Below are 25,994 nucleotides of genomic sequence, written 5' to 3' on the forward strand. Positions count from 1 at the left end.
AGCCTCCTCAGTCGATGATCTCGCCGTGCAACAGGTGTTTGCTCACCGCCACGGTACTGACGAAGCCCATCACCGCGATGAGCAGAGCAGCCTCGAAGAACAAGTCGGACGCGAGCCAGATGCCAAACAAGACAATCAAGGCCAACGCATTGATGTACAGGGTATCGAGCGCCAACACCCGATCAGGCATGTCCGGCCCCTGAACCAGCCGCACCACATTCAGGATCGCTGCGATTCCAATGACCGCCATGCACAGCGGGATTACGTAAGTGAGCATTCGAAAATCTCCAACAGCGGCGTTTCGTACCGGCTCTTCACCTCAGCCACCAGCGCGTCTGCGTCAGGCGCATCCAATGCGTGAATCAGCAGCGTTTTGTGTCCAGGCCGCAGAGCCGCCGATACCGTTCCCGGGGTTAACGAGATGATGCTGGTCAGCACGGCGAGGACGAACGGATGTTCGATTGCCATCGGCACTTCGACGAACGCAGGCCGCAATTGGTCCCTGGATCCAAGCACCAGCTTGGCCACATGGACGTTGGCCACGACGATGTCGTAGAAGACCTTAAGCAGGAACAGACAAAGTTTCAGCGGGCGGCGAACCTTCGGCAGATCGAGCAGGAACCCCTGCACCAGCAAGGGAATTGCCCAGCCAAGAAACAGACCAAGCACCAGGTGCCCCACGCTTAGTGCGTTACTGAGAAGCAACCAGAGCAACGCAAGCAGCACGGTGAGCGCGGGGTTGGGAAGCAGGCGGGACTTCATGCCTCACCTCCCTGAATGATTTGCATATAAGGCTCCAGATCGAAGAGCTGCGCTGCCGTCGCTTGCATATAGGCCTGAATCGGCTGCGCCACCACGACCAACAACACGCTGCCCAACAGCAATCCAAAGCTGGCCACCACGCGCACTCGATCAGCAGGTCGCCCCACGCTGACCGCTTCACTTGGCCGCCAGAACACCATACTGCCGGCTCGGCTTAGCGCGATGACCATCCCTAACCCGCCCACCAGCACCACAGGCCACAGCAGCAGGGCGTCGACTCCAGCAGGTACAGCCTGCAGCAGCATCACCTTGCCGATGAATCCTGAAAAAGGCGGGAGCCCGGCGATCGAAATCGCACCGGCAAAAAACAATGCCCCCAGCATCAATGGCTGCTTGAGCGCAGGTGCCGAAAGCAGCTCGGAAGCCATATCGCCACGCTGGCGAGCAATGAGGTCAGCGAGCAGGAACAAGCCCCCGGACACCAGAGTGCTGTGCACCAGGTAATAAAGGGCAGCGCTGAGGCCCACCTCGGAGCCCAGTGCGATACCGGCCAGCAAAGTACCCACCGAAACCACCACCAGATAGGACAGCAATACTTGCAGATTGCGTGCAGCCAGTGCGCCCAAGACACCACCGATCAGAGTGAGCATGGAGAGCGGCCACAACCAATCGAGCACCATGTTGCTCAATACTCCCGCTTCGCTGCCGAAAATCAGCGTGAACACCCGGACGATGGCGTAGAGCCCAAGTTTGGTCATGATTGCGAACAGCGCCGCCACAGGCGCAGTCGCCGCGGAGTACGCTCGTGGCAGCCAGAAGTACAGCGGCAGGATCGCGCCTTTGAGCGCAAAAACCACCAACAACAAATAGCCCGCCGCAGCAAGAAGCGGCGCGTCGGCCGGATCGGCCGCACTGACCCGCCCCGCCAGGTCGGCCATGTTCAAGGTTCCGGTCAGGCCATAAAGCATGCTGACGCCGATCAGGAACAGCGACGAACCCAGCAGGTTCAGCACGACATAATGAATGCCTGACTGCACTCGTTTCGCGCCGTGGCCATGAAGCAAGAGCGCATAGGACGAGATCAAGAGGATCTCGAAGAAAACGAACAGGTTGAACAGATCGCCGGTCAGAAAGGCACCGTTGATGCCCGCCAGCTGGAACTGAAATAGCGCATGAAAATTAGGCCCGCGCTCGTCATCTCCACGCGCAGCGTAAAGCACGGAGAAACCCGCAAGCACCGCGGTCACCAGCAGCATCAAGGCGCTTAATCGATCAAGCAGCAGCATGATGCCGAACGGCGGTTGCCAGTCGCCGAGACGATACACGGACAGCTCGCCAGCATCCGCCTGCCACACCAGCCATAAGGCCAGCGGCACCAGCAACCAAGTGGCGGTCACTGATAGTAAGCGTTTAAGCGTTGCACCCCGGCGATGAATCAACAGCAAACTGCATCCGATCAGCAACGGCAGCAGGATCGGCATGATCAACGCATGATTCATTTGCCCTGCTCCCGACCATCAACATGATCGGTGCGCAACTCGCCCAGCCCGCGAAGCGCCAGCACCACGACGAAGGCCGTCATGGCGAAGCCTATGACAATCGCAGTCAGCACCAAGGCCTGTGGCAGCGGATCGCCGTACTCGGCGCTCGCTCCGACGATTGCCGGTACTCCGGTGGAAAGGCGCCCCATGGCAAAAATGAACAGATTCACAGCATATGAAATCAGCGTCAGCCCCATGACCACCGGAAATATCCGTGCGCGTAGCAGCAGATACACGCCACTCGTCATCATTACGCCCAGCGTGACCGCGAACACGATCTCCATCAAAGCACCTCCTTGCACGACTCGTCCTGACTGACATGACCGAGGTTGGAAAGAATCAGCAGGGTCGCCCCTACCACGGCCAGATAAACACCTAGGTCGAACAGCATCGCGGTTGCCAATTCGAAATCGCCAATCAACGGAAGGTGAAAATGGCCGAAAGCCGAGGTCAGGAAAGGCCGACCGAACAGCCAGCTGCCGAGGCCGGTCAGACCCGCAATCAGCACACCGAGCCCGGCCACGCCGTGATAGCTGAACGGCTGGCGCTGCTGCGCCCAGACCACACCATGGGAGACGTACTGCAAAATCAAAGCGACCGCGGTAATCAATCCAGCGATGAAGCCACCGCCAGGCAGGTTATGCCCCCGCAGGAAGATGAACACCGATATCAACAATGCCATCGGCAACAGCACGCGCGACAGCGTATCGAGGACCATCGGGTGTCTGTCGGTCGACCAAAGCCGGCCGCCGTAATCCCGGACCGGGTGTGGCAGATGCAACCCATGGAGCAGACCGTAGATCCCGACCGCTGCGATTGCCAGCACAGCGATCTCACCCAGAGTGTCGAAGCCACGGAAATCGACCAGAATCACGTTGACCACGTTGGTTCCGCCGCCGCCGGACACACTGTTCTCGAGAAAGAACGAGGCAATGCTGTCATATGGCCGAGTCAGTACTGCATAGGCGAGCAACGCCACCATGGTGCCAAAGGCGGAAGCAATGATCAGATCGCGGAAACTGCGCAGGCTGCTCGACTCAACCGGCGTTCGGTCAGGCATGAAAAACAATGCCAGGATCAGCAGAATGATGGTCACCACCTCGACCGATATCTGAGTCAAGGCAAGATCCGGCGCTGAATAGCGGGCGAACACCAGCGCTACCAACAACCCAACTACGCTGAGCACCATCAGCGCCACGAGACGTCTGCGGTGGAAGATCACCGTCATTACCGACGCCAGCCCAAGGAGCAGCATCCCGCCGACGGTGATGCCATCCAGCGGCGTCAGTGGGACAGCGCCGCGCAGCGCTTGTAATGGGGTCAACGCATAGACAACTACCAGCAGCGAGCTGACCAGCATCAGCGCCAGATAGCGTTGCAGCGATCCGTTCTCCATGCGCTCGGTTACCCAGAGTGCCGTTGCAGCAATGCCGCTGACCACCTGGGCGAATACCTGCAGCGAGTCAACACGCGGCAGCCCTTCATACCAGCGAAACGCCCATTTACGCATCGAGTAGATCAGGAGGCCTCCGCCCAGCGCAACGAAACTCATCGCCAAGGGCAGATTGAAGCCGTGCCATATCGCCAGGCTGTATTCAGGGACGTCACCACCCAGGCTGCCGGCGACGGCCGCAGCCAGCAACGGCGCGACAGTGTAGGCAGGCACCGTACCCACCAGCAGACAGAGCAACACCAGGATTTCGACGGGGATCTTCATGTACCGTGCCGGCTCATGCGGCGGGTATTTGGGCAGGTCGATCGGCTCGCCGTTGAAAAACACGTCATGCACGAAGCGCAGCGAGTAGGCGACCGAAAAGGCACTCGCCAGTGTCGCCAGGGCCGGTATCGTCCAGTAGAAACTGCCCAACAAGTGCTGATCGAGGGTCTCGGCAAAGAACATCTCCTTGCTGAGAAAACCATTGAGCAGCGGCACTCCGGCCATCGCCAACGACGCCACCATAGCCAGAGCCGCCGTGTGCGGCATGAATTTCAGCATGCCGTTGATGCGCCGCATATCACGCGTTCCGGTCTCGTGATCAATGATCCCTGCGGCCATGAACAACGAAGCCTTGAACGTTGCGTGATTGATGATATGGAAGATTGCCGCGACCGGTCCAAGACGCGAATCAAGGCCAAACAGCAGCGTGATCAGGCCCAGATGGCTGATGGTCGAATAGGCCAACAGGCCTTTGAGGTCATGTTGGAACAGCGCCATTACCGCGCCGATCAGCAAGGTGGCCAGTCCCGTCAGGCTGACCATGTAGAACCACCATTCCGAATCCGAAAGGGCTGGGTACATCCGAGCCAGCAGAAAAACACCAGCCTTGACCATCGTCGCGGAGTGCAAAAAAGCCGACACCGGGGTGGGCGCCGCCATCGCCTGTGGCAACCAGAAGTGAAACGGAAACTGCGCGGACTTGGTAAACACACCCAGCAGAACCAGAATCAAGGTCAGCGGGTACAAAGCACTGGCACGAATCAGATCGCCCGACGCCAGAACAGTGCTTAGCTCGTAACTACCAACGATATGCCCAATCAGCAAGATACCTGCCAGCAGCGCCAACCCGCCGCCTCCGGTGACGGCAAGCGCCATGCGCGCGCCCTGCCGAGCATCGGAGCGGTGATTCCAAAAGCCGATCAGCAGAAATGACGAAAGGCTAGTGAGCTCCCAGAACATCAGCATCAACAGGAGGTTTTCGGCCAGCACCACACCGAGCATGGCGCCCATAAACAGCAGAAAAAAGCTGAAAAAGCGCCCCATCGGCTCGTTTTTCGACAGGTAATAACGCGCATACAGGATAACGAGCAGGCCGATTCCGAGAATCAGCAATGCGAAGAGAAAGCCCAGACCATCCAGCCTCAGGCTGAGGTTCAACCCCAACTCTGGAAGCCAGGACAAGGTCTGGACTTCCGTCTCTCCGCCAAACACGGCAGAACGCTTGGACAACAGCAACGCCAACGCTAGCAACGGGGCCAGTCCGGCACCGAATGCACAGGCAGACCGGCCGAACCGTTCAAACAGCAACGGCAGGCAGATCCCCAGGAATGGCAACGCGATGATCAGCGCAAGCGCCATGTGTAAAACCCCTTGAGCCGTGCATGCGTACGGCAGTTATATCCCTTGGTCGGCCATTTTTCAGCCCGAAGAGGCATGGCGGTGTGCGCCAATTATCCATACGGACCGCAGCAACGTCATGGATTCAAGTATTTCGAAAAACAAAAGGCGCAGCCCGAACACCGTACCAGCCGGCATTTCAGGCTGCGCCATGTCTCCGACGCAGCGCGGCAAATACGCCTGTAGCGGCCTACGCGTCTCACCGGTCGCGCGACAACCTCTGGATAGACAGCCTCTGGATAGACCGCACTGTCATCCTTCCAAATCCAGCGGTATCAGGGCGCGATACGGCTGGTGCCATTAACCGTCATGATGCGTACACGCTGACCGACGCGAAAAACCTGATTGGGTTCGACTTCCTGGACATAGGCGCGCATGTTGCCATCGTCCTCGCGTACCGTGATCTCAACGCCTTGGGCACGCGTGATGCCCTCTTCTGCCGCCGAACCAAGCATCCCGCCGGCCAGCGCACCGATTACTGCCGCAACGGCACTGCCCCGGCCTCCGCCCACCCCGCTGCCGGCAATACCACCCACGACTGCGCCTGCACCCGTACCGATTGGGGTTTTGGTGCCTTCGAGCTTGACCGGGCGCAATGACTCGATCGTCCCATAACGTACCGTCTGGACGGTTCGCGCCTCGTCCCGGGAATAGCTATCCCCGGTAAGGTTGGAAGTACAACCGCCGACGGCAAGCGCCACGACCGTGAACGATGCAACAAAAATGGAGTTGCGCATTGGTACTCTCCTGGGAAACGAGATTGGTCCCGACCGCATGGTCAGTCGTATGCGGCGATGAAGCACTTGGCAACCGCCTCGACCTGACTCAGCATTCATTCAACTAGGACCGTACTTTACCCGAGGCGATCCCGCCCCGCATGTAGAGCGCTCGCTCAAGCTGCTGCCAGAGACTACCCATGGACTACTTCATCATCACCATCGTCACGCTGGCCGGGCTGGTTTTCCATGCCTGGCTGTTCATCCGCTTCAGACGCTGGGCCGACCGGGATCTGGCGCTTTCGTTGGCAGGAGATGATCCGCAGAAGCGAGAGTGGGTGTTGCAGCGCCTTTCAGCGGCGAAAGATGCGCGAGTCAAACGGAAGGACTTGCAAGCTTGGCTGGAAAGCGAGTTGGCGCGCTATAACCAGATCTAACAAAGAGGCCGCAGGCGGCCTCTTATCACTCTGGGCCCGCTAGTCAGGGCGCCAGACGTTCGCGCTGCCAGTCACTGGCGAGGCGCCGATAGTTCAGCCGGTCATGCAGGCGGCTGGGACGACCCTGCCAGAATTCCATTCGTTCCGGCAGCAAACGGTACCCGCCCCAATGAGGAGGGCAATGCGGGGCCTGGTCCAGAAAGCGCTGTTCTGTTTCGGCAAGAAGCCGTTCCAGCTCGGCGCGATCGCGAATCACATGGCTTTGCGGTGAAGCCCAGGCGCCGAGGCGGCTGCCCAGCGGACGAACCTGGTAGTAGGCATCCGACTCGGCGACACTGACCTTCTCGACCCTTCCTTCAATCCGTACCTGGCGCTCCAGGCTTGGCCAGAAGAACGTCATCGCAGCGAACGGGCATGCCTCCAGCTGCTCGGCTTTGGCGCTGTCATAGTTGCTGAAAAAGGTGAAGCCACGGTCATCCAGTGCCTTGAGCAACAGCACTCGGCAATGCGGGCGACCCTCGGCGTCTACTGTGGCCAGGGTCATGGCATTCGGCTCGACCGGTGGCTGCTCCGTCTGCACCGCATCCTGAAACCACTGACGAAAGAGCTCGAACGGCTCTGCCGGCGCGTTAGCTTCACTGAGTCCGTCACGCGTGTAATCGCGGCGCATATCGGCCAAGGATTGGGTCATCGCTGTGTTTCCTGGAAAACAGTTGAAGCCAAAGCTTAACGGTTCTGCGCTTTGCCCCGCTTGATTCAAGGCAAAAGTTGACCGAACACCTCATCGGCCAATGGCGAGAGCACCTGTCTTATTTGGCTTTGCTTACTTCTGCCGCAGCGACCTGCGTCGGCTTGGCAGGGGCCTCGCTGTACTGGGTAATCAGCGCCAGCAGGGTCGGCTGGGGAGCCAGGACCATCTCGACGCGCCGGTTCAGCGCACGGCCTTCTTCATTCTCGTTTGAGGCGCGCGGCATGTCCGAACCCAGCCCGCGAATGCGCAGCCGGTCGTGCTTTAAGCCACTAAGCCGGAAAATCGCCGCAATGGCACCGGCGCGCTGGCGACTGATGTCGCGATTGAGATCGGTCGGTCCCGTGCTGTCAGCATGGCCTACCACGACCACAGCGGTCTTCTCGTCGCCTTCCACCAGTTTCGCCACCCGGCTGAGAGGGCCAAGCGTCACAGGCAACAGCATGCCCGGGCGATCGGGGTTGAAGGAGCCATCGACTGGTGCAGTGACCACCAACACGCCCTCGCGTCGCTCAAGCTCGAAATGACTGTCCTTCAACGCATCGCGGAGGCGCGGTTCGTACCCGTCCAACCAGGCAGCATCAATCACGGGACTCGGCGCAGCAACCACCTCTACCGGCTTGTCGTCGTTGGAGCTGCAGCCGGCGATGACCAGACACAATACAAGGGAGGCGCTTTTCAGCAGGTTCATGAGCCAATTTCCGTGGATGAGGGTTGCGAAAATAAACCGCGTGGATGAAGTACGCAGCTTAAGCAAGGATTTGTCTCAAATTGTGGACGCAGGTCCTTGTTCTGCAAAGTCTCGTCCGGCCAAACAGACGAGTGGTTCAACCCACACATGCCTTGACGACACGTGCCAGCGCTTGCGCGCGTGGGTCCATCAGAACATATGGGCCTAATGTATTGGTGACATAGCCGAAGGCAACATCGCGCTGGGGATCGGCAAAACCGATGCAGCCACCGGCCCCCGGGTGGCCGAAGGCCCCCGGCCCCATTCCGAAGGTGGCGTTCTTCACATCCGGCTGGTCCAGCCAGCAGCCCAGCCCGAAACGAGTGCGGGTCAGCAGCGTGCGATCTTCACCGATGCAGTGCTCGCGCGTCATCTCGTCCAGCAGCGCGTGATCGAGTAGTTCCCCTCGCAACAAGCCATCATAGAACCCTGCCAGAGACCGTGCATTGCCATGCCCGTTGGCGGCGGGCTGGGTCATTCGACGCCACTCCGGCTTATTCGCACTGTTCATGATCGACGGTGGATTGGTGAAGGCACGAGCGGTGAGTGACTGCGGCTCGCTCATCAAGGCTTTTAAGACCCGTTGGGCGGCCGCGTCGCCTAAGTTGTTTTTTTGCCGCGTCAGATAGCCGACCCGGTCGAACTCGCTGTCGGCCAAACCGATATGAAAATCCAGATTCAAGGGTCGAGCAGTGCGCGCGACTATCGCTTCGCCCGGCTCACGCCCATCGGCGCGACGGATCAACTCACCAAGCAGCCAGCCATAGGTAATCGCCGCATAACCATGACCATCACCGGGCGTCCACCAAGGTGTTTCGGCTGCGAGCGCTGCAGTCATCGTGTCCCAATCGTACAAAGCCTCCGGCGGCAGTGGCTGGCGAACAGCCGGCAGCCCAGCTTGATGACTGAGTAGCTGGCGTAGCGTAATGCCCTGTTTGCTGTTGGCGCCAAATTCCGGCCAAACCCGGGCGACCGGATCATCCAACTGCAGTTTGCCCTCTGCGACTAGCTGCAAGGCAGCTACCGCTGTGAACGTTTTAGTGCAGGAAAATAGATTGACCAGCGTGTCGCTTTGCCAGGCCTGCTCACCGGCGTTATCCGCGACACCGGCCCAGAGATCGACGACAGTTTCGCCACCAACCTTCACGCAGACAGCTGCGCCACGCTGTTGGGTTTGCGCGAATAGATCGCTGAATGCTTCCCGGACAGCCTCGAAACGAAGATCGAAATACCCCTGAATCTGCACCTTTGCGCTCCTTATCAGGCTTATGGGTTCAGCGCATTGTTCCAGTCACATCGAATCAAGCAAACAGATTCGAGTTCAGCAGAGCGGCAATCAGTTACTTGAATAACGGTTCATGCTGACCACGAGACGGCCGACATGTCGCTAACCGATCTCACGACGGAACGGCGGCAACGCATTAAGAATGGCTTTTCCATAGCGCTGCGTGACGACCCGGCGATCAAGCAGCGTGATAGTGCCTCGGTCCTCCTCGGTACGCAGCAGCCTGCCGCAGGCCTGGACGAGGCGCAACGAAGCATCAGGGACGGCGATTTCCATGAACGGATTGCCGCCGCGCGCCTCGATCCACTCGGCCAATGCCGCCTCGACCGGGTCATCGGGCACTGCAAACGGAATCTTGGCAATCACCACGTGTTCACAATAGGCGCCAGGAAGATCGACACCTTCCGCAAAACTGGCAAGCCCGAAGAGCACGCTCTTTTCACCATCATCCACGCGTGCCTTGTGCTTGTTGAGCGTTTCCTGCTTGGACAGATTGCCCTGGATGAGCACTCGCCGGCGCCAGTCACGCGCCAGCCCGTCGAACACATCCTGCATCTGCTTGCGTGATGAAAAAAGCACCAGCGTGCCGCGCGAAGCCTCCACCAACGCTGGTAGATCCCGCACTATCGCGGCTGTATGCCCAGCTGCATCACGCGGATCGGCCTTGAGATCGGGCACCCTTAGCACACCGGCATCCGCGTGATGGAACGGGCTCGGCACCACTGCGGTAACAGCACAACGCGGCAACCCGGCGCGCATGCGATAGCGATCAAAACTGTTCAGCGCCGTGAGCGTAGCCGAAGTCACCAGCGCGCCGTAGCAGACGTTCCACAGATTACGGCGCAACGTCTCGGCAGCCAGTATCGGGCTGGCGTTGACCTCGATATCGAACAGCGCGCCGCCTTCGGCTAATGTCAGCCAGCGCGCCATGGGCGGACTGTCCTCTGGATCATCAGCGGTGAAAGCCGTCCACAGTTCCCAGTTGCCCTGCGCACGCGTCAACAGACTGCCGAATAGCGGATACCACTCTTCGGCCTGATGGCTGGCGATGCCGACACCCGCTTCGCCGTCCATCGCTTCTTTGAGCAACTCGGTCAGCCGCGTGAACAGATCATTTAGCTTGGCGAAGCCCTTTTTCAGCTCAATACCCAGCTCGATCAGATGCTCCGGCACCAGGCCACCGACGAAACGATGGCGAGGCCGTTCGCGGCCCTCCATGTCTTCGCCAGCTCGGAAATCAGCCAACTGCTCACAAGCGCTGAACATGAACTGCTGCTGGCTGCGCAGGTCCCGTGCAATCTCAGGGACCGCCTCGATCAACCGACCGAGATCGCCCGGCAACGGATGCTGGGCGAGCAATTTGGTCAGGTTTTTTTCGACTTGGGCAAGCCACTCGGCAGTGGAACGCAGACGGGTAAAATGAGCGAAGTGTCCGATCGCCTTGTCCGGCAGATGATGGCCTTCGTCAAAGACATAAAGCGTATCGCGTGGGTCGGGTAGCACCGCCCCACCACCCAGGGCAAGATCAGCAAGCACCATGTCATGGTTGGTGACGATGACGTCGACCTTCGTCATGCCTTCGCGCGCTTTGTAGAAGGCGCACTGCTGGAAGTTGGGGCAATGACGGCCGGTGCACTGACTGTGATCGGTGGTCAGGCGCGCCCAGTCGGGGTCGGCCAGCTCTTCAGGCCAAGTGTCACGATCACCATCCCAGCGGTTGCCTGCCAGCTTCTCGATCATGCTTCCGAAGAGCTTCTCGCTACGCTCGTCCACATCGATGTGAAAGCCCTCTTCTTCAAACAGCTGGGCGGTTGCGCTCTGCGCATGGCCTTCCTGCAGCAGCGCGTCGAGTTTGGACAGGCATAAATAACGACCGCGCCCCTTGGCCAGGGCAAAGGAAAAGCTCAGCCCGCTGTTGCGCATCAGATCCGGCAGATCCTTGTGCACGATCTGCTCCTGCAACGCGACCGTCGCCGTTGCGATTACCAGGCGCTTGCCCGCCGCTTTGGCCGTCGGAATGGCAGCCAGGCTATAGGCGACCGTCTTGCCGGTGCCGGTGCCGGCCTCGACCGCGACGATAGCAGGCTCTCCATCTCTGCGCCCCTCGTCGTCGGCTTTTATCGCACCGAGTACTTTCGCCACTTCGGCAATCATCAAACGCTGGCCATAACGGGGTTTGAGGGCTTTGGCTTCTAGAAACTGGGAGTAGGCGCCCTGGATCTGGGACTTGAGTTCAGTGCTGAGCATGGGCGCGGATGCTGTATATATTTTCAGTATTTCTGCAGGGTGGCTATGATAACGCGCGTTTCCTCAACCGCCACCGGAGATTTCCCATGACCGCATTCGCCGCGCTCTATTCACTTCATGTATTGGCCGCAGTGATCTGGGTGGGAGGCATGTTCTTCGCCTGGATGGTGCTGCGCCCTGCCGCTGTTTCCCAGCTGCAGGCACCAGAGCGGCTGAAACTCTGGGCAGAAGTTTTTCGCCAGTTCTTCAACTGGGTCTGGGTCACGATAGTGGTGTTGCCGATCAGCGGTATCGGGATGTGGCACATGCGCTTCGATGGGCTGGAGGCTGCGCCCCGCTACGTGCACATCATGAGTGGTGTGTTTCTGGTCATGCTCGCCCTGTTCCTACGCATCCAGCTGCTGCAGCTACCAGAGCTCAAGCGCGCAATCGCTGATGAGAAATGGCAGGAAGGTGGCGCGGTACTGGGAAGAATCCGCCGGCTGGTCGGCATCAACTTACTCTTGGGCCTGGCTGTGGTGGCGCTGGCGAGTGCACGCCCACTGTTCTGATTTCAATTCAGTTGGAGCACACAAAAACCGGGTATCAAACGGCGGATGAACATAACGACCGCCGGCCAGGCTGCATCGACGCAGCCCGACCTTTTCATCGCGATATGTTCGCTCAGCCTAGGCGCACCCGGCTTTTGCATAGCTTTCGTTACGGACGCGCTTCGACCGAAGCCTCAACACGACGGTTGATGGCTCGACCCTGATCAGTCGAGTTATCAGCGACCGGACGTGACTCACCGTAACCCACCGCCTCTAGACGGTCGGCTTCGACACCGTAGCGGTTAACCAAGGCATCGCGAACGGCCTGGGCACGTTGCGTAGACAGACGCTGGTTATAGGCATCGGTACCAATAGAGTCGGTGTGGCCCTCTACAGTCGTCGAGGTCTGGTCGTACTGCTTCATGAAGTCAGCAAGCACTTCGATATCATCGTAGGCGTCCTCACGGACGGTAGCTTTGTCAAAGTCGAATTTTACGTCCAGCTCAACCCGTACCGCTTCCAGCACTGGCTCGGGCTCCGGTTCTGCCATCGGCGCAGGTTCAACCGTTTCAACAACGGCAACCGTCTCCTGCTCGGTCCCATTGGCCCAGCAGTAGGCTGCGGCCATGCCGCCGCCGATCAATGCGCCGTAGCCTGTATAGGTGCTGCTTTCTATCGCGCCCAGCGCGGCACCGGTTACGCCGCCGACGGCCGCACAACTGGGCCAATCCTGCTTCTGCACCCCTGCACAGCCGGCCAGAAAGGTGGTCATCACAATCACGGGTACTGCTGTCCGTAAGCTAGTCATCGTTAAAGCCTCCTAATGTGGGATCGGCCAGAGCGTTATGCGCTATAGCATAAGCGGCTCCAGTTATATCGAGACTAGGACGGCAGACGCCAGCGCGCTAGTCTTTATACTTTTACAGACCCTGCGGGTTGCAATGTCCGCATTCCGCTACGCCTGATATCGAGGAATCCCGGCTTGACCGCATCCCGTTCATCGCAGACGCCGCAGCAAGCTCTGGCCGCGCTGTTAGAACAACACCGTCCAGCCCGATTGCTGCATGTCGGCCGGAGCGAACTGCCGGCAATCGACGCATTCAGCCGCAGCCATGAGCACTGCCAGATTGATCGCGCACCAGCCGGCACACTGCCTGCAGCGCTCGCCGCCCGCCGCTACGATATGGCCGTGATCGCAGACTGTCTGGAGCATCTTTCGAAGCCTGACGGCCTGCAGTTACTCGGCGGCATTCGCAATCTCAATACCAGCCGCTTGGCGGTTTTGGTCGACCTGAATGCTTCAGACTGGCAGGCAACTGACTTCTACGCCCTGGCATTACAGGTCGGCGCACGTTTCGAACGAGACAGCCAAACGGTAACCCTCTTCACCTACGACCTGCTTGATTACAAGCAGGTTCCAGACTGGCTCAACGCCAAGTACTGGGCCAATCCACAAATGTTCGGCAAATACTGGTGGTAATCGGAGATGACTGACGATCAGAAGACGGACGCCAATTGCCCCTGTGGCAGTGGCAATTCCTACGCCGAATGTTGCGGCCGGTATCATCAAGGGTTATCCGCACCCAGCGCGGAACGGCTGATGCGTTCGCGATACAGTGCCTACGTCGTCGGGGCCATCGATTACCTACAAGCAACTACTCTGCCGGCCCAGCAGCACGCTCTGGACCTGCAGTCCATGAGGGAGTGGAGCGCGAACAGCACATGGTTGGGTCTGGAGGTCGAGGAAAGCCAGGTGCTTGGCGGACGGCCGGAACATGCGCTGGTCAGCTTCACCGCCCGCTGGCATGACGGGGCTGGAGCGCACGCTCAACATGAACGCTCAGCGTTCGTTCAGCACGACGAACGCTGGTACTTCATCGATCCCACTGTCCCGCTGAAGGCCGGTCGCAACGACCCCTGTCCGTGCGGCAGCGGCCAAAAGTACAAGAAGTGCTGCGCCATCTACCTCTAAACAGCGAGCAAAAAAAAACCGGCTGACGCGATGCGCAGCCGGCTCAATGGGTGTCAACAACCAATCATTTCTCTACGAATGCTCGCTCGATCAGGTAGTGGCCTGGGTCGCCCATCCGCGGCGATGCCTTGAGACCAAAGCTGTCGAGGACTTCGCTGGTTTCAGCCAGCATACTCGGGCTGCCACAGATCATCGCGCGGTCGTCTTCCGGGTTGATCGGTGGCAGGCCGATATCAGCAAACAACCTGCCGCTGCGCATCAGATCAGTCAAACGACCCTGATTTTCGAAAGGTTCGCGCGTAACGGTGGGGTAGTAGATCAGCTTCTCTTTCAAGGCTTCGCCGAAGAACTCGTTCTGCGGCAGGTGCTCAGTGATGAATTCACGGTAGGCAACTTCATTCACGTAACGAACCCCGTGTACCAGGATGACTTTCTCGAAGCGCTCGTAGGTCTCGGGATCCTGGATCACGCTCATGAAAGGCGCCAGACCGGTTCCCGTGCTCAAAAGGTACAGATGCTTGGCGGGTAACAAGTCGTCCAGCACCAGCGTGCCAGTCGGCTTGCGACTGACCATCAACGAATCACCTTCCCTGAGGTGCTGCAGGCGAGACGTCAGCGGACCATCCGGAACCTTGATGCTGAAGAACTCCAAGTGCTCTTCATAATTCGGGCTTGCGATGCTGTAGGCACGCATCAGGGGTCGCCCTTCCACCTCGAGTCCGATCATCACGAACTGGCCATTTTCAAAGCGCAGCCCCGGATTGCGGGTGGTTTTGAAACTGAACAGCGTGTCGTTCCAGTGATGCACACTGAGGACTCGCTCAACGTTCAGGTTGCTCATGTAGTGCTCCCTCTAGCGCGTGTGGCGCGTCAATATTGCTGGCAGTTTACCGGGCCGGCTAATATCCGCTAAGCGAATATTAACGATATATGTTATCGGTTATATAGATATGCATTTCACACTCCGTCAGCTGCAAGTGTTCGTCGCGTTCGCGCGGCATGAAAGTGTCTCGCGCGCTGCCGAAAGCCTCGCCCTGTCCCAGTCGGCGACCAGCACGTCACTGGCTGAACTGGAGCGCCAGTCGGGCTGCCAGCTGTTCGACCGTGCGGGCAAAAGACTGTGGCTGAACGCACTGGGCCACCAATTGTTACCGCAGGCAGTAGGCTTGCTCGACCAGGCCAAAGCGATCGAGGACCTGCTGGCTGGCAAAACGGGCTTTGGTTCGCTGAGCGTGGGCGCCACTCTGACGATTGGCAACTACCTCGCCACCCTTCTGATCGGCAGTTTTATGCAGCGGCATCCTGAATGCAGAGTGAAGCTCCACGTCCAAAACACTGCGCATATTGTCCAGCAGGTTGCGCAACATGAACTTGATCTAGGTCTGATCGAAGGCGACTGTCAGCATCCGGAGATTGAGGTATTACCCTGGGTCGAAGATGAACTGGTGGTGTTTTGCGCGCCCCAGCACGCCTTGGCCGAACACACCGAGGTGAGCCTTGATCAGCTCGCGCGCGAAGCCTGGATTCTCCGCGAACAAGGCTCCGGTACTCGCCTGACCTTCGACCATGCCATGCGCCATCATCCTGCCAAGCTAAACATTCGGCTCGAACTGGAGCATACCGAGGCGATCAAACGAGCCGTCGAGTCCGGGCTGGGGATTGGCTGCATTTCACGACTGGCGTTGCGCGATGCATTCCGCCGCGGCAGCTTGGTCGCTCTGGAAACACCCGAGCTGGACCTAGCTCGCCAGTTCTATTTCATCTGGCACTCGTTGAAATACCAGACGGCCGCGATGCGTGAGTTCATCGAGCAATGCCGAGCACTGACGGCCGGCGTCCGACGGAGCGACGAGATTGTGCTGCCGGCGATTGCCTAGAACTTGGGCTGTTCGAGGTTAACGAGGCATCAACAAACGAAACGGATATCAGGTGCTGGGAATTGAACCCATTTGCTGCAACAGCAGTGCTGCCTGGGTTCGGGTGCGAACACCCAGCTTGCGGAAGATTGCAGTCACATGCGCCTTGATGGTCGCCTCGGAAACGCTGAGCTCATAGGCGATCTGCTTGTTCAAAAGGCCGTCGCATACCATGGTCAACACGCGAAACTGCTGGGGCGTAAGGCTCGCGAGCCCTTCGCTGGCGGCCTTGGCTTCAGCGCTGACATGCGCCACATCGTCGATGTTGCTAGGCCACCAGACGTCGCCATCAAGCACGACCCGCACTGCCTGCTGGATCGTCTCGAGTGAACTGGATTTGGGAATGAAACCACTCGCACCAAACTCACGCGAACGGGCAACAACCGCAGCGTCTTCCTGAGCGGAGATCATGACCACGGGCAGTTGGGGATACTGACCGCGGAGCAGCACGAGCCCGGAGAATCCATAAGCGCCGGGCATATTGAGGTCCAGCAAGACCAGGTCCCAGTCGGAGGTTCGGGTCAGCTGGGCTTCAAGCTCGGCAATGCTAGCCGCCTCGGAAAGCCGCACGCCATCGCCCAGACCAAGCGTTAACGCTTGCTGCAGGGCGCTGCGAAACAGCGGATGATCATCGGCGATAAGGATTTCGTAAGCAGCCATGGCGGACCTATAGTTTTTATTGGCGCTTCACCTGCCTGAGCCGGGTGTTGACCATCAGGACGGCGAGAACCCGCAATATGCTCGAGAGTGACCGCGGTGATGATATCGCGCCACCACACGAAATTCGATCATCGTTCCGCATTTAATCAGCCGGTTGCCGCGCCGAACGGCGAAGCGGTAGCAAAGCGCATCGGTTTGATGCAAAGTTCGCGGTTTTCCGCACGAGCTCAAACATGCGCAAACAAGCCCTTCGCGCCGACTTTCTAATGCTCATCACAGCCATGATCTGGGGAAGCGCATTTGTCGCGCAGCGGGTAGGCATGGATAACATCGGGCCTTTCTTGTTCACCGGCCTGCGCTTCGCATTGGGCGCGATAGTTTTGCTGCCCTTGTTACTGCATCAAGGCCGAGGCGCTGCTCGCCACGAGCCGTTCCTGCAGCGCGGTTTGTTGCTCGGAGGCCTAAGCATGGGCCTTGCCCTGACCATAGGCATCAACCTGCAACAGGTTGGTCTGCTATTCACCAGCGTGACCAATTCCGGTTTCATTACAGGGTTGTACGTCATCGTCGTACCTTTGCTGGGGCTGGTGATCGGCCAGAAGACCGGCATGGGTACCTGGCTAGGCGCTGTGCTCGCCGTGGTTGGCATGGCGCTGCTCAGCATCGATGAGAATTTCCAGATCGCTTCCGGCGACTGGATACAGCTGGCTGGCGCTTTCGTCTGGGGCGTACATGTATTGCTGGTCAGCTTTTTCGTCGGTCGTCACGATGCCATTCGCCTGGCCTTTTTGCAGTTCGTGACCTGTGCAGTCATCAGCCTGGTGCTTGCAGCAGTCTTCGAGCGAGCCAGCCTGAACAGTATCTGGCTCGCCGCACCCGCCTTGATTTATGGCGGGATGTTCGCAGTTGGTGTCGGCTATACCCTGCAAGTCGTGGCGCAGAAGCACGCAATAGCCTCGCATGCGGCAATCATCCTCTCGCTCGAAGCGGTATTCGCCGCGCTTGCTGGAGCCCTTTTGCTTGATGAAAGCCTAAGCCCGCGTGGTTATTTTGGTTGTGCACTGATGTTCGTTGGCATGCTCGCGGCACAGCTCTGGCCCCGCAGGGACATACCCGTACCGGCCGCGACTGAAATTCCACAGGTGGCCAGGCATTGACCGTCTCGCAAATCAGCGCTCGCCGAGGGCAGCTAGCGCTCGATGGGTTGCGTCATCCGGGTCTGGCGTGCGGTGGTGTTTGGCACCCAGGTAATGGTCAGTGAACGCATCGAGCCAGGTATCCAGCGCCGATGCGCCCTGTTCATCTCCCGCCAAACCCAGGCACAAGGCAGCGACTTCCGCAGTACAAAGATGTTCGCTCCGCGTCGAGCGGCGCAGCCGGTAGCGTGAGAGCACGTCGGCCTGCAGGCTCAGCACCGGCAGATGATTCAAATAGGGGCTTTTACGAAACATCTTGCGCGCTTCGGTCCAGGTCGCATCCAGCAGGATGAACAGCGGGCGCTTTTCCGGCGTGACGCTAAGTTCTGTAACCACCCGATCAGGTTGCGCATACTCGCCAGGAAAGACCACCAGCGGCTGGTAGCGGGGGTCGGCCAGCAGCTCCAGTAGCGCGGGTTCCACGCCGGTTCGTTGCCAGGTAAAGGCGTAGGTATCGGTCACGATATCGGCGATCAGCCAGCCGGTGTTACTCGGCTTCAACGGCTCGATATCATGCATAATCAGGCACACCGCACTGGTGGTGGTCACCGCTGGCAGCCATTCGCACAAACAATGACTGGCAGCTACACGGCAGCGAGCACACCGGGGCGTGCGCGAGCCACGCGCAATGAACGGCTTAGCACTACGCGCCAGGCGTGCATCGCGAAGGCGGACTACGGCATGAGACATTTAAATTCGTTCAATCAGGACGGAGCGGCAGTCTAACAGCCGCCCCGAAACCATGGCAGCGCTGAACCGTATGGGCAGGCACCGGTCGAACGACGGCAGTCATCAGGAGATCACCCATGCGCCGTCTGACCACACTTTTAACGCTCTGCCTCGCCCTGCCCTTCGCCCACACCGCGTCCGCACAAGACCAGGCGCTCGGCCAATTGCTGGAAAAAGTCGCCCGCGAAAGCAGTGTAGGCACTCCACGTGCGATCAACTCCGACCTGCTCGACGAAGGCTACAGCGTCGACGGAAATGAACTGGTCAACCATTTGAGCGTTCAGCCACGCCACGCCGCACAGATGCGAGACAACCCCAAGCAGGTCCGCACCCAACTGGCCGCTAGCGTCTGCAGCAATGAGGGCCTGCGTCAACTGATGAGCCAGGGCGCAGTGTTGCGCTTCGAGTTCAGTGAATACGAGAGCAAGAAACCGATCACCACGGAACGCTATCGTTCCGGCGATTGCTGAAACCAGCAACATGCCAAGGGCAGCATCGGCGCTGCCCTTTGACTAGGCCTGACTAGCGCAGCACGCGCGGATCGCCCTTGCCTGCTACCGCAGCGGCCTCATCCGGTTTGAGCAATGCAGTTCGCGGTACGTCGAGCAACCGGGCGCAAGCGGCCAGCACGTTAGCCCACGACGCACGATTGGCGAATTGCATCCCGCCTTCGTCCAGCGTGCCGCCACGGTTGCGGTAGCCCAGCACTGAATTGCGCCGCACGTCCGGCAGGATCGGCCAGAGATGGCCGCGCGCCACCTCGGGGCGCATGTGAGTGAGCAGCACCCTCATTTCCATCCGCTCGGGGAACAGACGCTCGGTTACACCTTCCGCCGCTAGCGCCTCGATCTCCCAACGATCCCGCGGCGCGCGAAAGCGCCCCGGCTCTTGCAAGTAAACCAGGCGATAGCTGACACCTGCTTCTTTGAGCCGCTGGGTGGCGCGTTGCATTTCGGTCAATTGATAACTGCCGTTGGCGATCAGCAGAATGTCGTTATCGCCCTTCTGCTCGTCGACGACGATCGCACCATCACGAGCAAGCTGCTCGGCCTGCGCCTGATTGAATAGGCCTGGTCGCTCACGCTTGGGCATGACCAGGCAAGCCAGCGCACCGCGGGCCTGGTAGATGGAAGGCAGCAGCGCCAGGGCGCTGTTGTGATCCGCCGGGAACAAGACTCTCGCCATGTCGCTCATTTCGCTCAGCAAGGCCTCGCAAAAGGTGGTGTCCTGATGCGACTGCTGATTTTTGCCGTTTTCCCAGGTGTGCGAAGTGGCGATGATCGGCCAGCCAAGCCAACCGGCGGGCCGTCCCACTTCCTTCTGCTGTCGGGAGAAGATCAGGCTTTGGCGTACCGCGCCGAGCATCTTCACGCAGAACGCCTCATAGCTGGCAACCAGGTTCAATCCGCCCTGGTTGGCGAGACAGGCGGAAACCACGGCCTCTTCGTTCAGTGCCGTGATGATCTTTCCGTCTACCGCCTCTAACTCTCCTTCAGGATCGACCACGCGGTGCTTCAACGCTCTGAGCACCCGACCAAGACGATTGCTGGCCAGCTCATCGGGATTACCTACACGGGGGCGCAGCGATGGATTGGCACGGGTGAGGTCCACAAAAAAATCATCCACCGCTGCCATCGGTGAACAGGCATGATCGTGATACCGGAGTTGTGGCATGACTGGCGCAGTGGGCCGCCTGGTCGCCAGCACATTGTCGCGCTCGGCGGGGCGCGCCTGACGGGACTGCGCGACCAGATGGCGAGCCTGCTCAAGCTCATCCCATGGTACGAAAAGCGGGGCGACATGCGTATTAAACAGCTCGCGCGATGAGTCATCGACATGCGGGTTACCCGGCAGAGGCAGGTTATGCGCCGCGTTGCTGCCGGCGCCATAGAAGCCGAACCCTTTCACCGTCTCGGCAATGCCGTAAGGGATCGGCAACGGATAGCGCAGCAGGCCGCGGGACTTGTCCTCGACACGATGGGCCAGACGCTGCTCCATTTCCCACAGCGTGCAGACGAAAGCTGCCGGGTCACGACCATCGAAGGGAATCGGGTCAAAGCCACAACGACTTAAGTGCTGGCGAAACCCTTCAAGCCCCTCATGAGTGCCAAGCTGGGTCCGTTGTTCAATGCGACGACCATTGGCAATCATGATTGGCAGCGCGACGCCGCAATCCTCGGCACGCCACCAACGCGGAATCCAGTCGCTACCGCGCTGCTCCTCTGCCGCGCCATCTGAGAGGAAAGCCACCAGCGTCTCGCCCGGCAGCGGCATATGGGCATATTGCAGCTCGGCGAAGCCAAGGTACCCGCCTTCGGCAATACCGCCGCCGGTATGTGCATTGACATGGCTACCCAGGGGCGCCGATGGGCTGCCATCCGCCGCCTGGTGGTAACCGTAGAAATCCTCAAGGAGCCGATTGATGCCTGCTTCGCCACCGCCGTAGGCTTGCTTCTGTTCGGGATGCAGATTGTCGGTAAGCAGATTCAGCGCTTCGATCGCTGCGACGCAGTGGCCCTGCCCCATCAACCATGCACGTGTACTGCCAGTCAGGGCATTCAGTCCGAGATAACCGGCGTAGGCAGGCACCATATTCAGCGAGCCACCAGTGTGCCCTTCTGGCGCAGTCTTGAAGTCCTCGGCGCAGAGAGCTGAACCGTCGAGACGAACGCGACGCGCATAGGTCATGTGCACAACCAGCCAGAGTCCTGCAGCGCCGATCCGATCGATGGCCTGCAACAGCCGATACACACTCGCCAGATCCGGCTGTAGCTTCGCCTGTACCAGCTGATGAGCCAGGCGAAACACGGCAGCCTGGGTTTCCAGAGCATGTTCAAAAGGTCCATACCCGGTTCGCCAGCGAGCGAACTCAGGCTGGGCCTCAGCATGATGGTCCAGCTCAACAAGACTGGGCAGTAGCTGATTCATGTGGCACTCCTTCGATGGGCATTGGCGACAGTCTAGTCAGCGCCTCGGGTGCTCTCTCTGATATGCATCAAGATGAGCCGCCGGTATTGCGGGCATGCTGAGCACAACCGTACAGACAGGAGGTTCTCATGGCTTTGCTCAGCTTTCTCGGCGCCATCCAACAGGTCACTGGGTCCTGTTACCTGATCGAAACACATGAAGGCGTTCGCGTGCTTCTCGACTGCGGTATGCGCCAAGGCCGGCGCGAAGAGGAAGCAGGCAACCGTGCGGGCTTTAGCTTCGACCCGCAAACACTCGATGCCGTGGTGCTGTCACACGCGCACATCGACCATAGCGGCTTGCTACCGAAGCTTGTGGCAGCAGGGTTCAAAGGGCCTATACATGTCACCGAGGCGACGGGGAAACTGCTCGAGCTGATGCTGCTCGACTCGGCAAACATCCAGGAGAAGGACGCCGAGTGGGAAAATCGGTGGCGTGCACGCTTGGGCAAGCCGCCCATCAAACCACTCTACACCCGGGTCGACACCGAACGCATGCTGGCGCAACGTCAGCCTCATGCTTATGGCGAAGCCTTCGAAGCAGCACCGGGGGTTTCCGTGCACTTCTTCGATGCGGGGCACATTCTTGGGTCAGCCATCGTTCAGGTCGACGTTGAAGACTTCGGTGCCACCCGCCGCCTGGTATTTTCCGGCGACCTGGGTAACGCCTGTTCGCCCCTGATGCATGCGCCGACGCCATTAAGCGAGGCCGACGTAGTGCTGTTGGAGTCCACCTACGGTGATCGCGATCACCGCGATCATCAGGCAACCATCGAGGAGCTTGCCGAGATCCTTCAGCAGGCCCACCGGGATGGTGGAAATGTACTCATACCGTCATTCGCGGTCGGCCGCACGCAAGATCTGATCTATTACCTCGGCCTCCTCTACCAGCAAGGTCGTGTACCTCAGCAAGTGGTCTTTCTGGACAGCCCGATGGCCATCGGCGCAAACGCGATCTACTCATTGTTCCAAGAGCAACTGGATATACAGCCTGGCATAGCTGGCGACCACAACCGACAGCGTATCGAGTCATGGCTGCCGATATTCAGGCCAACACCGACAACCGAAGAATCAATGGCAATCAACCGCTTCAAAAGCGGCGCGATCATCATCGCAGGCAGCGGCATGTGCACTGGCGGGCGCATGCTTCATCACTTCAAGCACAACCTCTGGCGAGAAGAATGCCACTTGATCATTCCAGGCTTCCAGGCGAGCGGTACGCTCGGTCGCGCCATCGTCGACGGAGCCAAGACCGTCAAGCTGATGCATCAGCGCATAGCAGTGAAAGCTCAGGTTCATACCTTGGGCGGTTTCTCAGCGCATGCCGGACAATCACAGCTGATTGAATGGGCGAACCAATTCAAGACGCGTCCGGAGCTCTATCTCGTGCATGGGGAGCTAGACAAGATGCGTGCCTTGCAGGAAGCACTGCGTGATCGTCTCGACTGGCAAGCCAACATTCCGGAACCAGGCGACCGCATCGCCCTCTGATGACCGGACACAGCCGCAGCTCAACCCTGCGGCTCAGGCAAAACACTGCACGTATGATGATGGGCTTTCGCTCACTGAGCGGAGCGGCCTGCATTTGCGCCTTCGCGCTGGGCTACTGTTAGGCATAGAACCATTGACCCAAGTAAGCCGCATGCCAGGCCTCGCCTGGGCTGGATTCTGGCGGTCGTTTGCACGCATGCGAACATGGGAGGCACCGCCCTCGCGTATGGCGGCTAAGCAGCGCCGAAGCTTTCTAAGGAGACTCGTATGCCTTTCGAACCGGACGATTACCTGTCGCGACATTTCAAAACCAGTGGTGCCGAACTATCGAAGAAAATCGATGAACTGGTTGCACTGGTCGTTCCATCCAGCAGCCAGAACCTGCCGCTGTATCGGGAAATGCTGGTTACCGTCATGCGCATGGCGCAAGCCGACCGAAGTCGCTGGGATGCCAAGATTCTGCTACAGACCATGCGCGAAATGGAGCACGCCTTCAGCCGCCTCGATCAGTTCAAGCGTCGCCGCAAGGTGACCGTTTTCGGCTCGGCGAGAACGCCCATCGAACACCCGTTGTACGCACTCGCCCGCGGGCTCGGCGAGACGCTTGCACGCTACGATCTGATGGTCATTACCGGCGCCGGTGGGGGCATTATGTCGGCTGCCCATGAAGGCGCAGGCATGGATAACAGCCTCGGTCTGAACATCACCCTGCCCTTTGAGCAGCATGCCAACCCGACGGTAGATGGCACCGACCACCTGCTGTCTTTTCACTTCTTCTTCGTGCGCAAGCTGTTCTTTATTAAGGAGGCGGATGCGTTGGTACTGTGTCCCGGTGGCTTCGGCACGCTGGACGAAACCCTGGAAGTACTCACACTGGTCCAGACGGGCAAGAGTCCGCTGGTGCCAATCGTCCTGCTGGATGAACCCGGCGGCACGTTCTGGAAAGATGCGCTGGATTTTATGCGTCGGCAGCTAGAGGGCAATCGTTACATTCTGCCGACCGACATGCGATTAATGCGCCTCGTGGACAATGCCGAAGATGCTGCCGAAGAAATTGATCACTTCTACAGCAACTTCCACTCGAGCCGATGGTTGCAGGATCGCTTCGTCATGCGCATGAATCATGTGCTGAACGATGCCGCGATGTCCTACATGAATAAACATTTCGCCGACCTCTGTCTCAAAGGCCGCTTCGAGCAGCAAGCGTGCTGTGAAATGGAGCTGGACGAGCCGGAACTGCAGCCTTTACCCAGGCTGAGCTTTGTTTTCAACGGCCGGGATCACGGCCGGCTACGGGAACTGATCGACTTCATCAATGCGAGGGAACACTGGGCTTCGCCATTGGGTGCCGAAGATTGAAGCGGTGCGAAAACAGGATTTGCAAACGGACGAGGCCGTAGTAAGGGAGAAACGCTACTGAGCCCGGATCAGTCGAGCGAAGCGCCTCGCAGGAGGCGCCCAATCAAGTCCAGCGGATAGCCACGGTAGCCGAGAAACCGGCCTTGACGAGCCCTTTCCCGCTGATCGCCCGGCAACTCACCGAACTTGCGCAGCCAAACTTCGTGCAGTTGCGCGTTCCAATCAAAGCCGCTGTCGCGTAGTGCCTGCTCGATATCTTCTCGAGCCAGCCCTCGCTGGGTCAGCTCTTCACGTATGCGCAATGGACCGTACCCAGCGTTGGCTCGCATGCGCACGAAACTCTCCAAATAACGAGCTTCGCTAAGCAATCCCTCATCGGCCAACCTTTCCAGCGCAGGTTCGATGAGTTCAGCTGGCGCACCCCGTGAGCGCAATTTGCGACTCAGCTCGACACGCCCATGCTCGCGCCGGGCCAGTAGATCCATAGCAGCCCGCCGCACTGCGGCAGAGCTGTCGAGCACGACCGGCATGCCGCTTAGAGGTCAGCTTCGGCCAGGTCTTCAACGACCGGACTGGCCTTGGTGCTCGGCGAAACCACCAACAACTTGTCGCGAATCTGCTGTTCGATCTCGCGACCGATCTCTTGGTTCTCTTCCAGGTACTTGGCAGCGTTGGCCTTGCCCTGACCGATCTTGTTGCCCTTGTAGGCGTACCAAGCACCGGACTTCTCGACCAGTCCCTGCTGAACGCCAAGGTCGATGACTTCGCCGTTGCGATAGATACCCTTGCCATAAAGGATCTGGAACTCAGCCTGGCGGAACGGCGGGGCTACCTTGTTTTTGACGACCTTGACCCGCGTTTCACTGCCGACCACTTCGTCGCCTTCCTTCACCGCGCCAGTACGGCGGATGTCGAGACGAACCGATGCATAAAACTTCAGTGCGTTACCACCAGTGGTGGTTTCCGGGCTGCCGAACATAACGCCGATCTTCATGCGAATCTGGTTGATGAAGATAACCAGGCAATTGGCGTTCTTGATGTTACCGGTGATCTTGCGCAACGCCTGAGACATCAGACGTGCTTGCAGGCCGACGTGGGTATCGCCCATCTCGCCTTCGATTTCGGCCTTGGGCACCAGCGCGGCCACGGAGTCGACGATGATTACGTCGACAGCATTGGAGCGCACCAGCATGTCGGTAATTTCCAGCGCTTGCTCACCGGTATCCGGCTGGGAAACCAGCAGGTCGTCAACATTGACGCCGAGCTTGCCAGCGTAATCGGGATCAAGCGCGTGTTCGGCGTCGACGAAGGCGCAGGTGGCGCCCATCTTTTGTGCTTCCGCGATAACGGACAGGGTCAGAGTGGTCTTACCCGAAGATTCTGGACCATAGATTTCAACGATCCGCCCTTTTGGCAGACCACCTATGCCTAGCGCGATATCCAGGCCCAGCGAGCCAGTGGAAATGGAGGGTATCGCCTGGCGATCATGGTCGCCCATGCGCATGACCGCGCCTTTACCGAACTGCTTTTCGATCTGGCCCAAGGCAGCAGCCAAGGCGCGCTTCTTGTTCTCGTCCATTACAATCCTCACTTG

At 59.2% G+C, this 25,994-nt stretch carries 26 protein-coding genes; 9 read left to right on the top strand and 17 right to left on the bottom strand.

What is annotated here, in order from left to right:
• Nucleotides 1-7 precede the first annotated feature (7 nt).
• From BUE09_RS10035 to BUE09_RS10060, 6 genes are all read right to left on the bottom strand, one after another.
• The gene (locus BUE09_RS10035; RefSeq protein ID WP_073300846.1) at nt 8-277 is read right to left on the bottom strand and encodes a K+/H+ antiporter subunit F; all 270 of its coding nucleotides are present in this window, start codon (nt 275-277) and stop codon (nt 8-10) included.
• Nucleotides 262-762 carry a Na+/H+ antiporter subunit E gene (locus tag BUE09_RS10040; protein ID WP_073300847.1) on the bottom strand — a complete coding sequence of 167 codons (501 nt, stop codon included), beginning with the start codon at nt 760-762 and terminating at the stop codon, nt 262-264. Before BUE09_RS10040 ends, BUE09_RS10035 begins: the two co-directional genes overlap by 16 nt.
• A complete protein-coding gene (locus tag BUE09_RS10045) occupies nt 759-2,261 on the bottom strand; it encodes a monovalent cation/H+ antiporter subunit D (RefSeq protein WP_073300848.1) in 1,503 nt (500 codons plus the stop codon). The genes BUE09_RS10040 and BUE09_RS10045 overlap by 4 nt, the downstream gene beginning before the upstream one ends.
• Entirely contained in the window at nt 2,258-2,587 is a 330-nt protein-coding gene (locus BUE09_RS10050) for a Na+/H+ antiporter subunit C (protein WP_073300849.1), read from the bottom strand. Before BUE09_RS10050 ends, BUE09_RS10045 begins: the two co-directional genes overlap by 4 nt.
• Nucleotides 2,587-5,379 carry a monovalent cation/H+ antiporter subunit A gene (locus BUE09_RS10055; RefSeq protein WP_073300850.1) on the bottom strand — a complete coding sequence of 931 codons (2,793 nt, stop codon included), beginning with the start codon at nt 5,377-5,379 and terminating at the stop codon, nt 2,587-2,589. Before BUE09_RS10055 ends, BUE09_RS10050 begins: the two co-directional genes overlap by 1 nt.
• 314 nt (nt 5,380-5,693) lie before the next feature.
• Nucleotides 5,694-6,155 carry an outer membrane lipoprotein gene (locus tag BUE09_RS10060; protein ID WP_073300851.1) on the bottom strand — a complete coding sequence of 154 codons (462 nt, stop codon included), beginning with the start codon at nt 6,153-6,155 and terminating at the stop codon, nt 5,694-5,696.
• 179 nt (nt 6,156-6,334) lie between these two features.
• Between BUE09_RS10060 and BUE09_RS10065 the strand changes: the two genes are divergently transcribed.
• On the top strand, nt 6,335-6,571 hold the full coding sequence (locus tag BUE09_RS10065; protein ID WP_073300852.1) for a hypothetical protein: 237 nt from the start codon (nt 6,335-6,337) through the stop codon (nt 6,569-6,571).
• Nucleotides 6,572-6,614: 43 nt separating this feature from the next.
• Here the strand turns inward: BUE09_RS10065 and pdxH are convergent, their stop codons facing one another.
• From pdxH to dinG, 4 genes are all read right to left on the bottom strand, one after another.
• Entirely contained in the window at nt 6,615-7,262 is a 648-nt protein-coding gene (pdxH, locus tag BUE09_RS10070; RefSeq protein WP_073300853.1) for a pyridoxamine 5'-phosphate oxidase, read from the bottom strand.
• 118 nt (nt 7,263-7,380) lie between these two features.
• Complete coding sequence (locus BUE09_RS10075; protein WP_073300854.1) at nt 7,381-8,010, bottom strand: OmpA family protein; 630 nt, start codon at nt 8,008-8,010, stop codon at nt 7,381-7,383.
• 136 nt (nt 8,011-8,146) lie between these two features.
• Nucleotides 8,147-9,295: a serine hydrolase domain-containing protein gene (locus BUE09_RS10080; RefSeq protein WP_073300855.1), complete on the bottom strand. Its 1,149-nt coding sequence runs from the start codon at nt 9,293-9,295 to the stop codon at nt 8,147-8,149.
• 141 nt (nt 9,296-9,436) lie between these two features.
• Nucleotides 9,437-11,581 (bottom strand): ATP-dependent DNA helicase DinG, encoded by a 2,145-nt coding sequence (dinG, locus tag BUE09_RS10085; protein ID WP_073300856.1) that lies wholly within the window; start codon nt 11,579-11,581, stop codon nt 9,437-9,439.
• Between the two features lie 86 nt (nt 11,582-11,667).
• Between dinG and BUE09_RS10090 the strand changes: the two genes are divergently transcribed.
• Nucleotides 11,668-12,132: a CopD family protein gene (locus BUE09_RS10090; protein WP_073300857.1), complete on the top strand. Its 465-nt coding sequence runs from the start codon at nt 11,668-11,670 to the stop codon at nt 12,130-12,132.
• Nucleotides 12,133-12,280: 148 nt separating this feature from the next.
• On the opposite strand, the gene BUE09_RS20765 is transcribed toward BUE09_RS10090, so the two are convergent.
• The gene (locus BUE09_RS20765; protein WP_073300858.1) at nt 12,281-12,919 is read right to left on the bottom strand and encodes an OmpA family protein; all 639 of its coding nucleotides are present in this window, start codon (nt 12,917-12,919) and stop codon (nt 12,281-12,283) included.
• Nucleotides 12,920-13,093: 174 nt separating this feature from the next.
• Between BUE09_RS20765 and BUE09_RS10100 the strand changes: the two genes are divergently transcribed.
• Both BUE09_RS10100 and BUE09_RS10105 read left to right on the top strand, forming a co-directional pair.
• Nucleotides 13,094-13,591, top strand: coding sequence for a DUF6231 family protein (locus tag BUE09_RS10100; RefSeq protein ID WP_073300859.1), 498 nt, complete (start codon nt 13,094-13,096; stop codon nt 13,589-13,591).
• Nucleotides 13,592-13,597: 6 nt separating this feature from the next.
• Nucleotides 13,598-14,083 (top strand): YchJ family protein, encoded by a 486-nt coding sequence (locus BUE09_RS10105; protein ID WP_073300860.1) that lies wholly within the window; start codon nt 13,598-13,600, stop codon nt 14,081-14,083.
• A 64-nt stretch (nt 14,084-14,147) separates the two neighbouring features.
• On the opposite strand, the gene fpr is transcribed toward BUE09_RS10105, so the two are convergent.
• Nucleotides 14,148-14,924: a ferredoxin-NADP reductase gene (gene fpr / locus BUE09_RS10110; protein WP_073300861.1), complete on the bottom strand. Its 777-nt coding sequence runs from the start codon at nt 14,922-14,924 to the stop codon at nt 14,148-14,150.
• Nucleotides 14,925-15,033: 109 nt separating this feature from the next.
• On the opposite strand from fpr, the gene BUE09_RS10115 reads away from it, so the two are divergent.
• Nucleotides 15,034-15,960 (top strand): LysR family transcriptional regulator, encoded by a 927-nt coding sequence (locus BUE09_RS10115; RefSeq protein WP_073300862.1) that lies wholly within the window; start codon nt 15,034-15,036, stop codon nt 15,958-15,960.
• A gap of 48 nt (nt 15,961-16,008) precedes the next feature.
• Here the strand turns inward: BUE09_RS10115 and erdR are convergent, their stop codons facing one another.
• Nucleotides 16,009-16,659 carry a response regulator transcription factor ErdR gene (gene erdR, locus BUE09_RS10120; protein ID WP_073300863.1) on the bottom strand — a complete coding sequence of 217 codons (651 nt, stop codon included), beginning with the start codon at nt 16,657-16,659 and terminating at the stop codon, nt 16,009-16,011.
• Between the two features lie 233 nt (nt 16,660-16,892).
• Between erdR and BUE09_RS10125 the strand changes: the two genes are divergently transcribed.
• Nucleotides 16,893-17,816, top strand: a complete 924-nt coding sequence (locus tag BUE09_RS10125) for a DMT family transporter (protein WP_073300864.1) — start codon at nt 16,893-16,895, stop codon at nt 17,814-17,816.
• 12 nt (nt 17,817-17,828) lie between these two features.
• Here BUE09_RS10125 and BUE09_RS10130 read toward each other — a convergent pair whose 3' ends face one another.
• Nucleotides 17,829-18,545, bottom strand: coding sequence for a tRNA-uridine aminocarboxypropyltransferase (locus BUE09_RS10130; protein WP_073300865.1), 717 nt, complete (start codon nt 18,543-18,545; stop codon nt 17,829-17,831).
• Between the two features lie 116 nt (nt 18,546-18,661).
• Between BUE09_RS10130 and BUE09_RS10135 the strand changes: the two genes are divergently transcribed.
• Complete coding sequence (locus BUE09_RS10135; RefSeq protein WP_073300866.1) at nt 18,662-19,054, top strand: PA3611 family quorum-sensing-regulated virulence factor; 393 nt, start codon at nt 18,662-18,664, stop codon at nt 19,052-19,054.
• Between the two features lie 52 nt (nt 19,055-19,106).
• Here BUE09_RS10135 and BUE09_RS10140 read toward each other — a convergent pair whose 3' ends face one another.
• On the bottom strand, nt 19,107-21,512 hold the full coding sequence (locus BUE09_RS10140; RefSeq protein WP_073300867.1) for a phosphoketolase family protein: 2,406 nt from the start codon (nt 21,510-21,512) through the stop codon (nt 19,107-19,109).
• Nucleotides 21,513-21,640: 128 nt separating this feature from the next.
• Here BUE09_RS10140 and BUE09_RS10145 point away from each other — a divergent pair, with 128 nt between their 5' ends.
• Both BUE09_RS10145 and BUE09_RS10150 read left to right on the top strand, forming a co-directional pair.
• The gene (locus BUE09_RS10145) at nt 21,641-23,041 is read left to right on the top strand and encodes an MBL fold metallo-hydrolase RNA specificity domain-containing protein (RefSeq protein ID WP_073300868.1); all 1,401 of its coding nucleotides are present in this window, start codon (nt 21,641-21,643) and stop codon (nt 23,039-23,041) included.
• A gap of 267 nt (nt 23,042-23,308) precedes the next feature.
• A complete protein-coding gene (locus BUE09_RS10150; RefSeq protein ID WP_073300869.1) occupies nt 23,309-24,400 on the top strand; it encodes an LOG family protein in 1,092 nt (363 codons plus the stop codon).
• Between the two features lie 68 nt (nt 24,401-24,468).
• On the opposite strand, the gene recX is transcribed toward BUE09_RS10150, so the two are convergent.
• Complete coding sequence (gene recX, locus BUE09_RS10155) at nt 24,469-24,930, bottom strand: recombination regulator RecX (protein WP_073300870.1); 462 nt, start codon at nt 24,928-24,930, stop codon at nt 24,469-24,471.
• A gap of 5 nt (nt 24,931-24,935) precedes the next feature.
• Nucleotides 24,936-25,979, bottom strand: coding sequence for a recombinase RecA (gene recA / locus BUE09_RS10160; RefSeq protein ID WP_073300871.1), 1,044 nt, complete (start codon nt 25,977-25,979; stop codon nt 24,936-24,938).
• Between the last annotated feature and the right edge of the window lie 15 nt (nt 25,980-25,994).

It is taken from the genome of Stutzerimonas xanthomarina DSM 18231, from assembly GCF_900129835.1.
Taxonomy (GTDB): domain Bacteria; phylum Pseudomonadota; class Gammaproteobacteria; order Pseudomonadales; family Pseudomonadaceae; genus Stutzerimonas; species Stutzerimonas xanthomarina.

What these genes read in the sequence shown, in the direction of transcription:
- BUE09_RS10035 (WP_073300846.1), bottom strand. Translation starts at nt 277, where the DNA reads ATGCTCACTTACGTAATCCCGCTGTGCATGGCGGTCATTGGAATCGCA.
- BUE09_RS10040 (WP_073300847.1), bottom strand. Translation starts at nt 762, where the DNA reads ATGAAGTCCCGCCTGCTTCCCAACCCCGCGCTCACCGTGCTGCTTGCG.
- BUE09_RS10045 (WP_073300848.1), bottom strand. Translation starts at nt 2,261, where the DNA reads ATGAATCATGCGTTGATCATGCCGATCCTGCTGCCGTTGCTGATCGGA.
- BUE09_RS10050 (WP_073300849.1), bottom strand. Translation starts at nt 2,587, where the DNA reads ATGGAGATCGTGTTCGCGGTCACGCTGGGCGTAATGATGACGAGTGGC.
- BUE09_RS10055 (WP_073300850.1), bottom strand. Translation starts at nt 5,379, where the DNA reads ATGGCGCTTGCGCTGATCATCGCGTTGCCATTCCTGGGGATCTGCCTG.
- BUE09_RS10060 (WP_073300851.1), bottom strand. Translation starts at nt 6,155, where the DNA reads ATGCGCAACTCCATTTTTGTTGCATCGTTCACGGTCGTGGCGCTTGCC.
- BUE09_RS10065 (WP_073300852.1), top strand. Translation starts at nt 6,335, where the DNA reads ATGGACTACTTCATCATCACCATCGTCACGCTGGCCGGGCTGGTTTTC.
- pdxH (WP_073300853.1), bottom strand. Translation starts at nt 7,262, where the DNA reads ATGACCCAATCCTTGGCCGATATGCGCCGCGATTACACGCGTGACGGA.
- BUE09_RS10075 (WP_073300854.1), bottom strand. Translation starts at nt 8,010, where the DNA reads ATGAACCTGCTGAAAAGCGCCTCCCTTGTATTGTGTCTGGTCATCGCC.
- dinG (WP_073300856.1), bottom strand. Translation starts at nt 11,581, where the DNA reads ATGCTCAGCACTGAACTCAAGTCCCAGATCCAGGGCGCCTACTCCCAG.
- BUE09_RS10090 (WP_073300857.1), top strand. Translation starts at nt 11,668, where the DNA reads ATGACCGCATTCGCCGCGCTCTATTCACTTCATGTATTGGCCGCAGTG.
- BUE09_RS20765 (WP_073300858.1), bottom strand. Translation starts at nt 12,919, where the DNA reads ATGACTAGCTTACGGACAGCAGTACCCGTGATTGTGATGACCACCTTT.
- BUE09_RS10105 (WP_073300860.1), top strand. Translation starts at nt 13,598, where the DNA reads ATGACTGACGATCAGAAGACGGACGCCAATTGCCCCTGTGGCAGTGGC.
- fpr (WP_073300861.1), bottom strand. Translation starts at nt 14,924, where the DNA reads ATGAGCAACCTGAACGTTGAGCGAGTCCTCAGTGTGCATCACTGGAAC.
- BUE09_RS10115 (WP_073300862.1), top strand. Translation starts at nt 15,034, where the DNA reads ATGCATTTCACACTCCGTCAGCTGCAAGTGTTCGTCGCGTTCGCGCGG.
- erdR (WP_073300863.1), bottom strand. Translation starts at nt 16,659, where the DNA reads ATGGCTGCTTACGAAATCCTTATCGCCGATGATCATCCGCTGTTTCGC.
- BUE09_RS10125 (WP_073300864.1), top strand. Translation starts at nt 16,893, where the DNA reads ATGCGCAAACAAGCCCTTCGCGCCGACTTTCTAATGCTCATCACAGCC.
- BUE09_RS10130 (WP_073300865.1), bottom strand. Translation starts at nt 18,545, where the DNA reads ATGTCTCATGCCGTAGTCCGCCTTCGCGATGCACGCCTGGCGCGTAGT.
- BUE09_RS10135 (WP_073300866.1), top strand. Translation starts at nt 18,662, where the DNA reads ATGCGCCGTCTGACCACACTTTTAACGCTCTGCCTCGCCCTGCCCTTC.
- BUE09_RS10140 (WP_073300867.1), bottom strand. Translation starts at nt 21,512, where the DNA reads ATGAATCAGCTACTGCCCAGTCTTGTTGAGCTGGACCATCATGCTGAG.
- BUE09_RS10145 (WP_073300868.1), top strand. Translation starts at nt 21,641, where the DNA reads ATGGCTTTGCTCAGCTTTCTCGGCGCCATCCAACAGGTCACTGGGTCC.
- BUE09_RS10150 (WP_073300869.1), top strand. Translation starts at nt 23,309, where the DNA reads ATGCCTTTCGAACCGGACGATTACCTGTCGCGACATTTCAAAACCAGT.
- recX (WP_073300870.1), bottom strand. Translation starts at nt 24,930, where the DNA reads ATGCCGGTCGTGCTCGACAGCTCTGCCGCAGTGCGGCGGGCTGCTATG.
- recA (WP_073300871.1), bottom strand. Translation starts at nt 25,979, where the DNA reads ATGGACGAGAACAAGAAGCGCGCCTTGGCTGCTGCCTTGGGCCAGATC.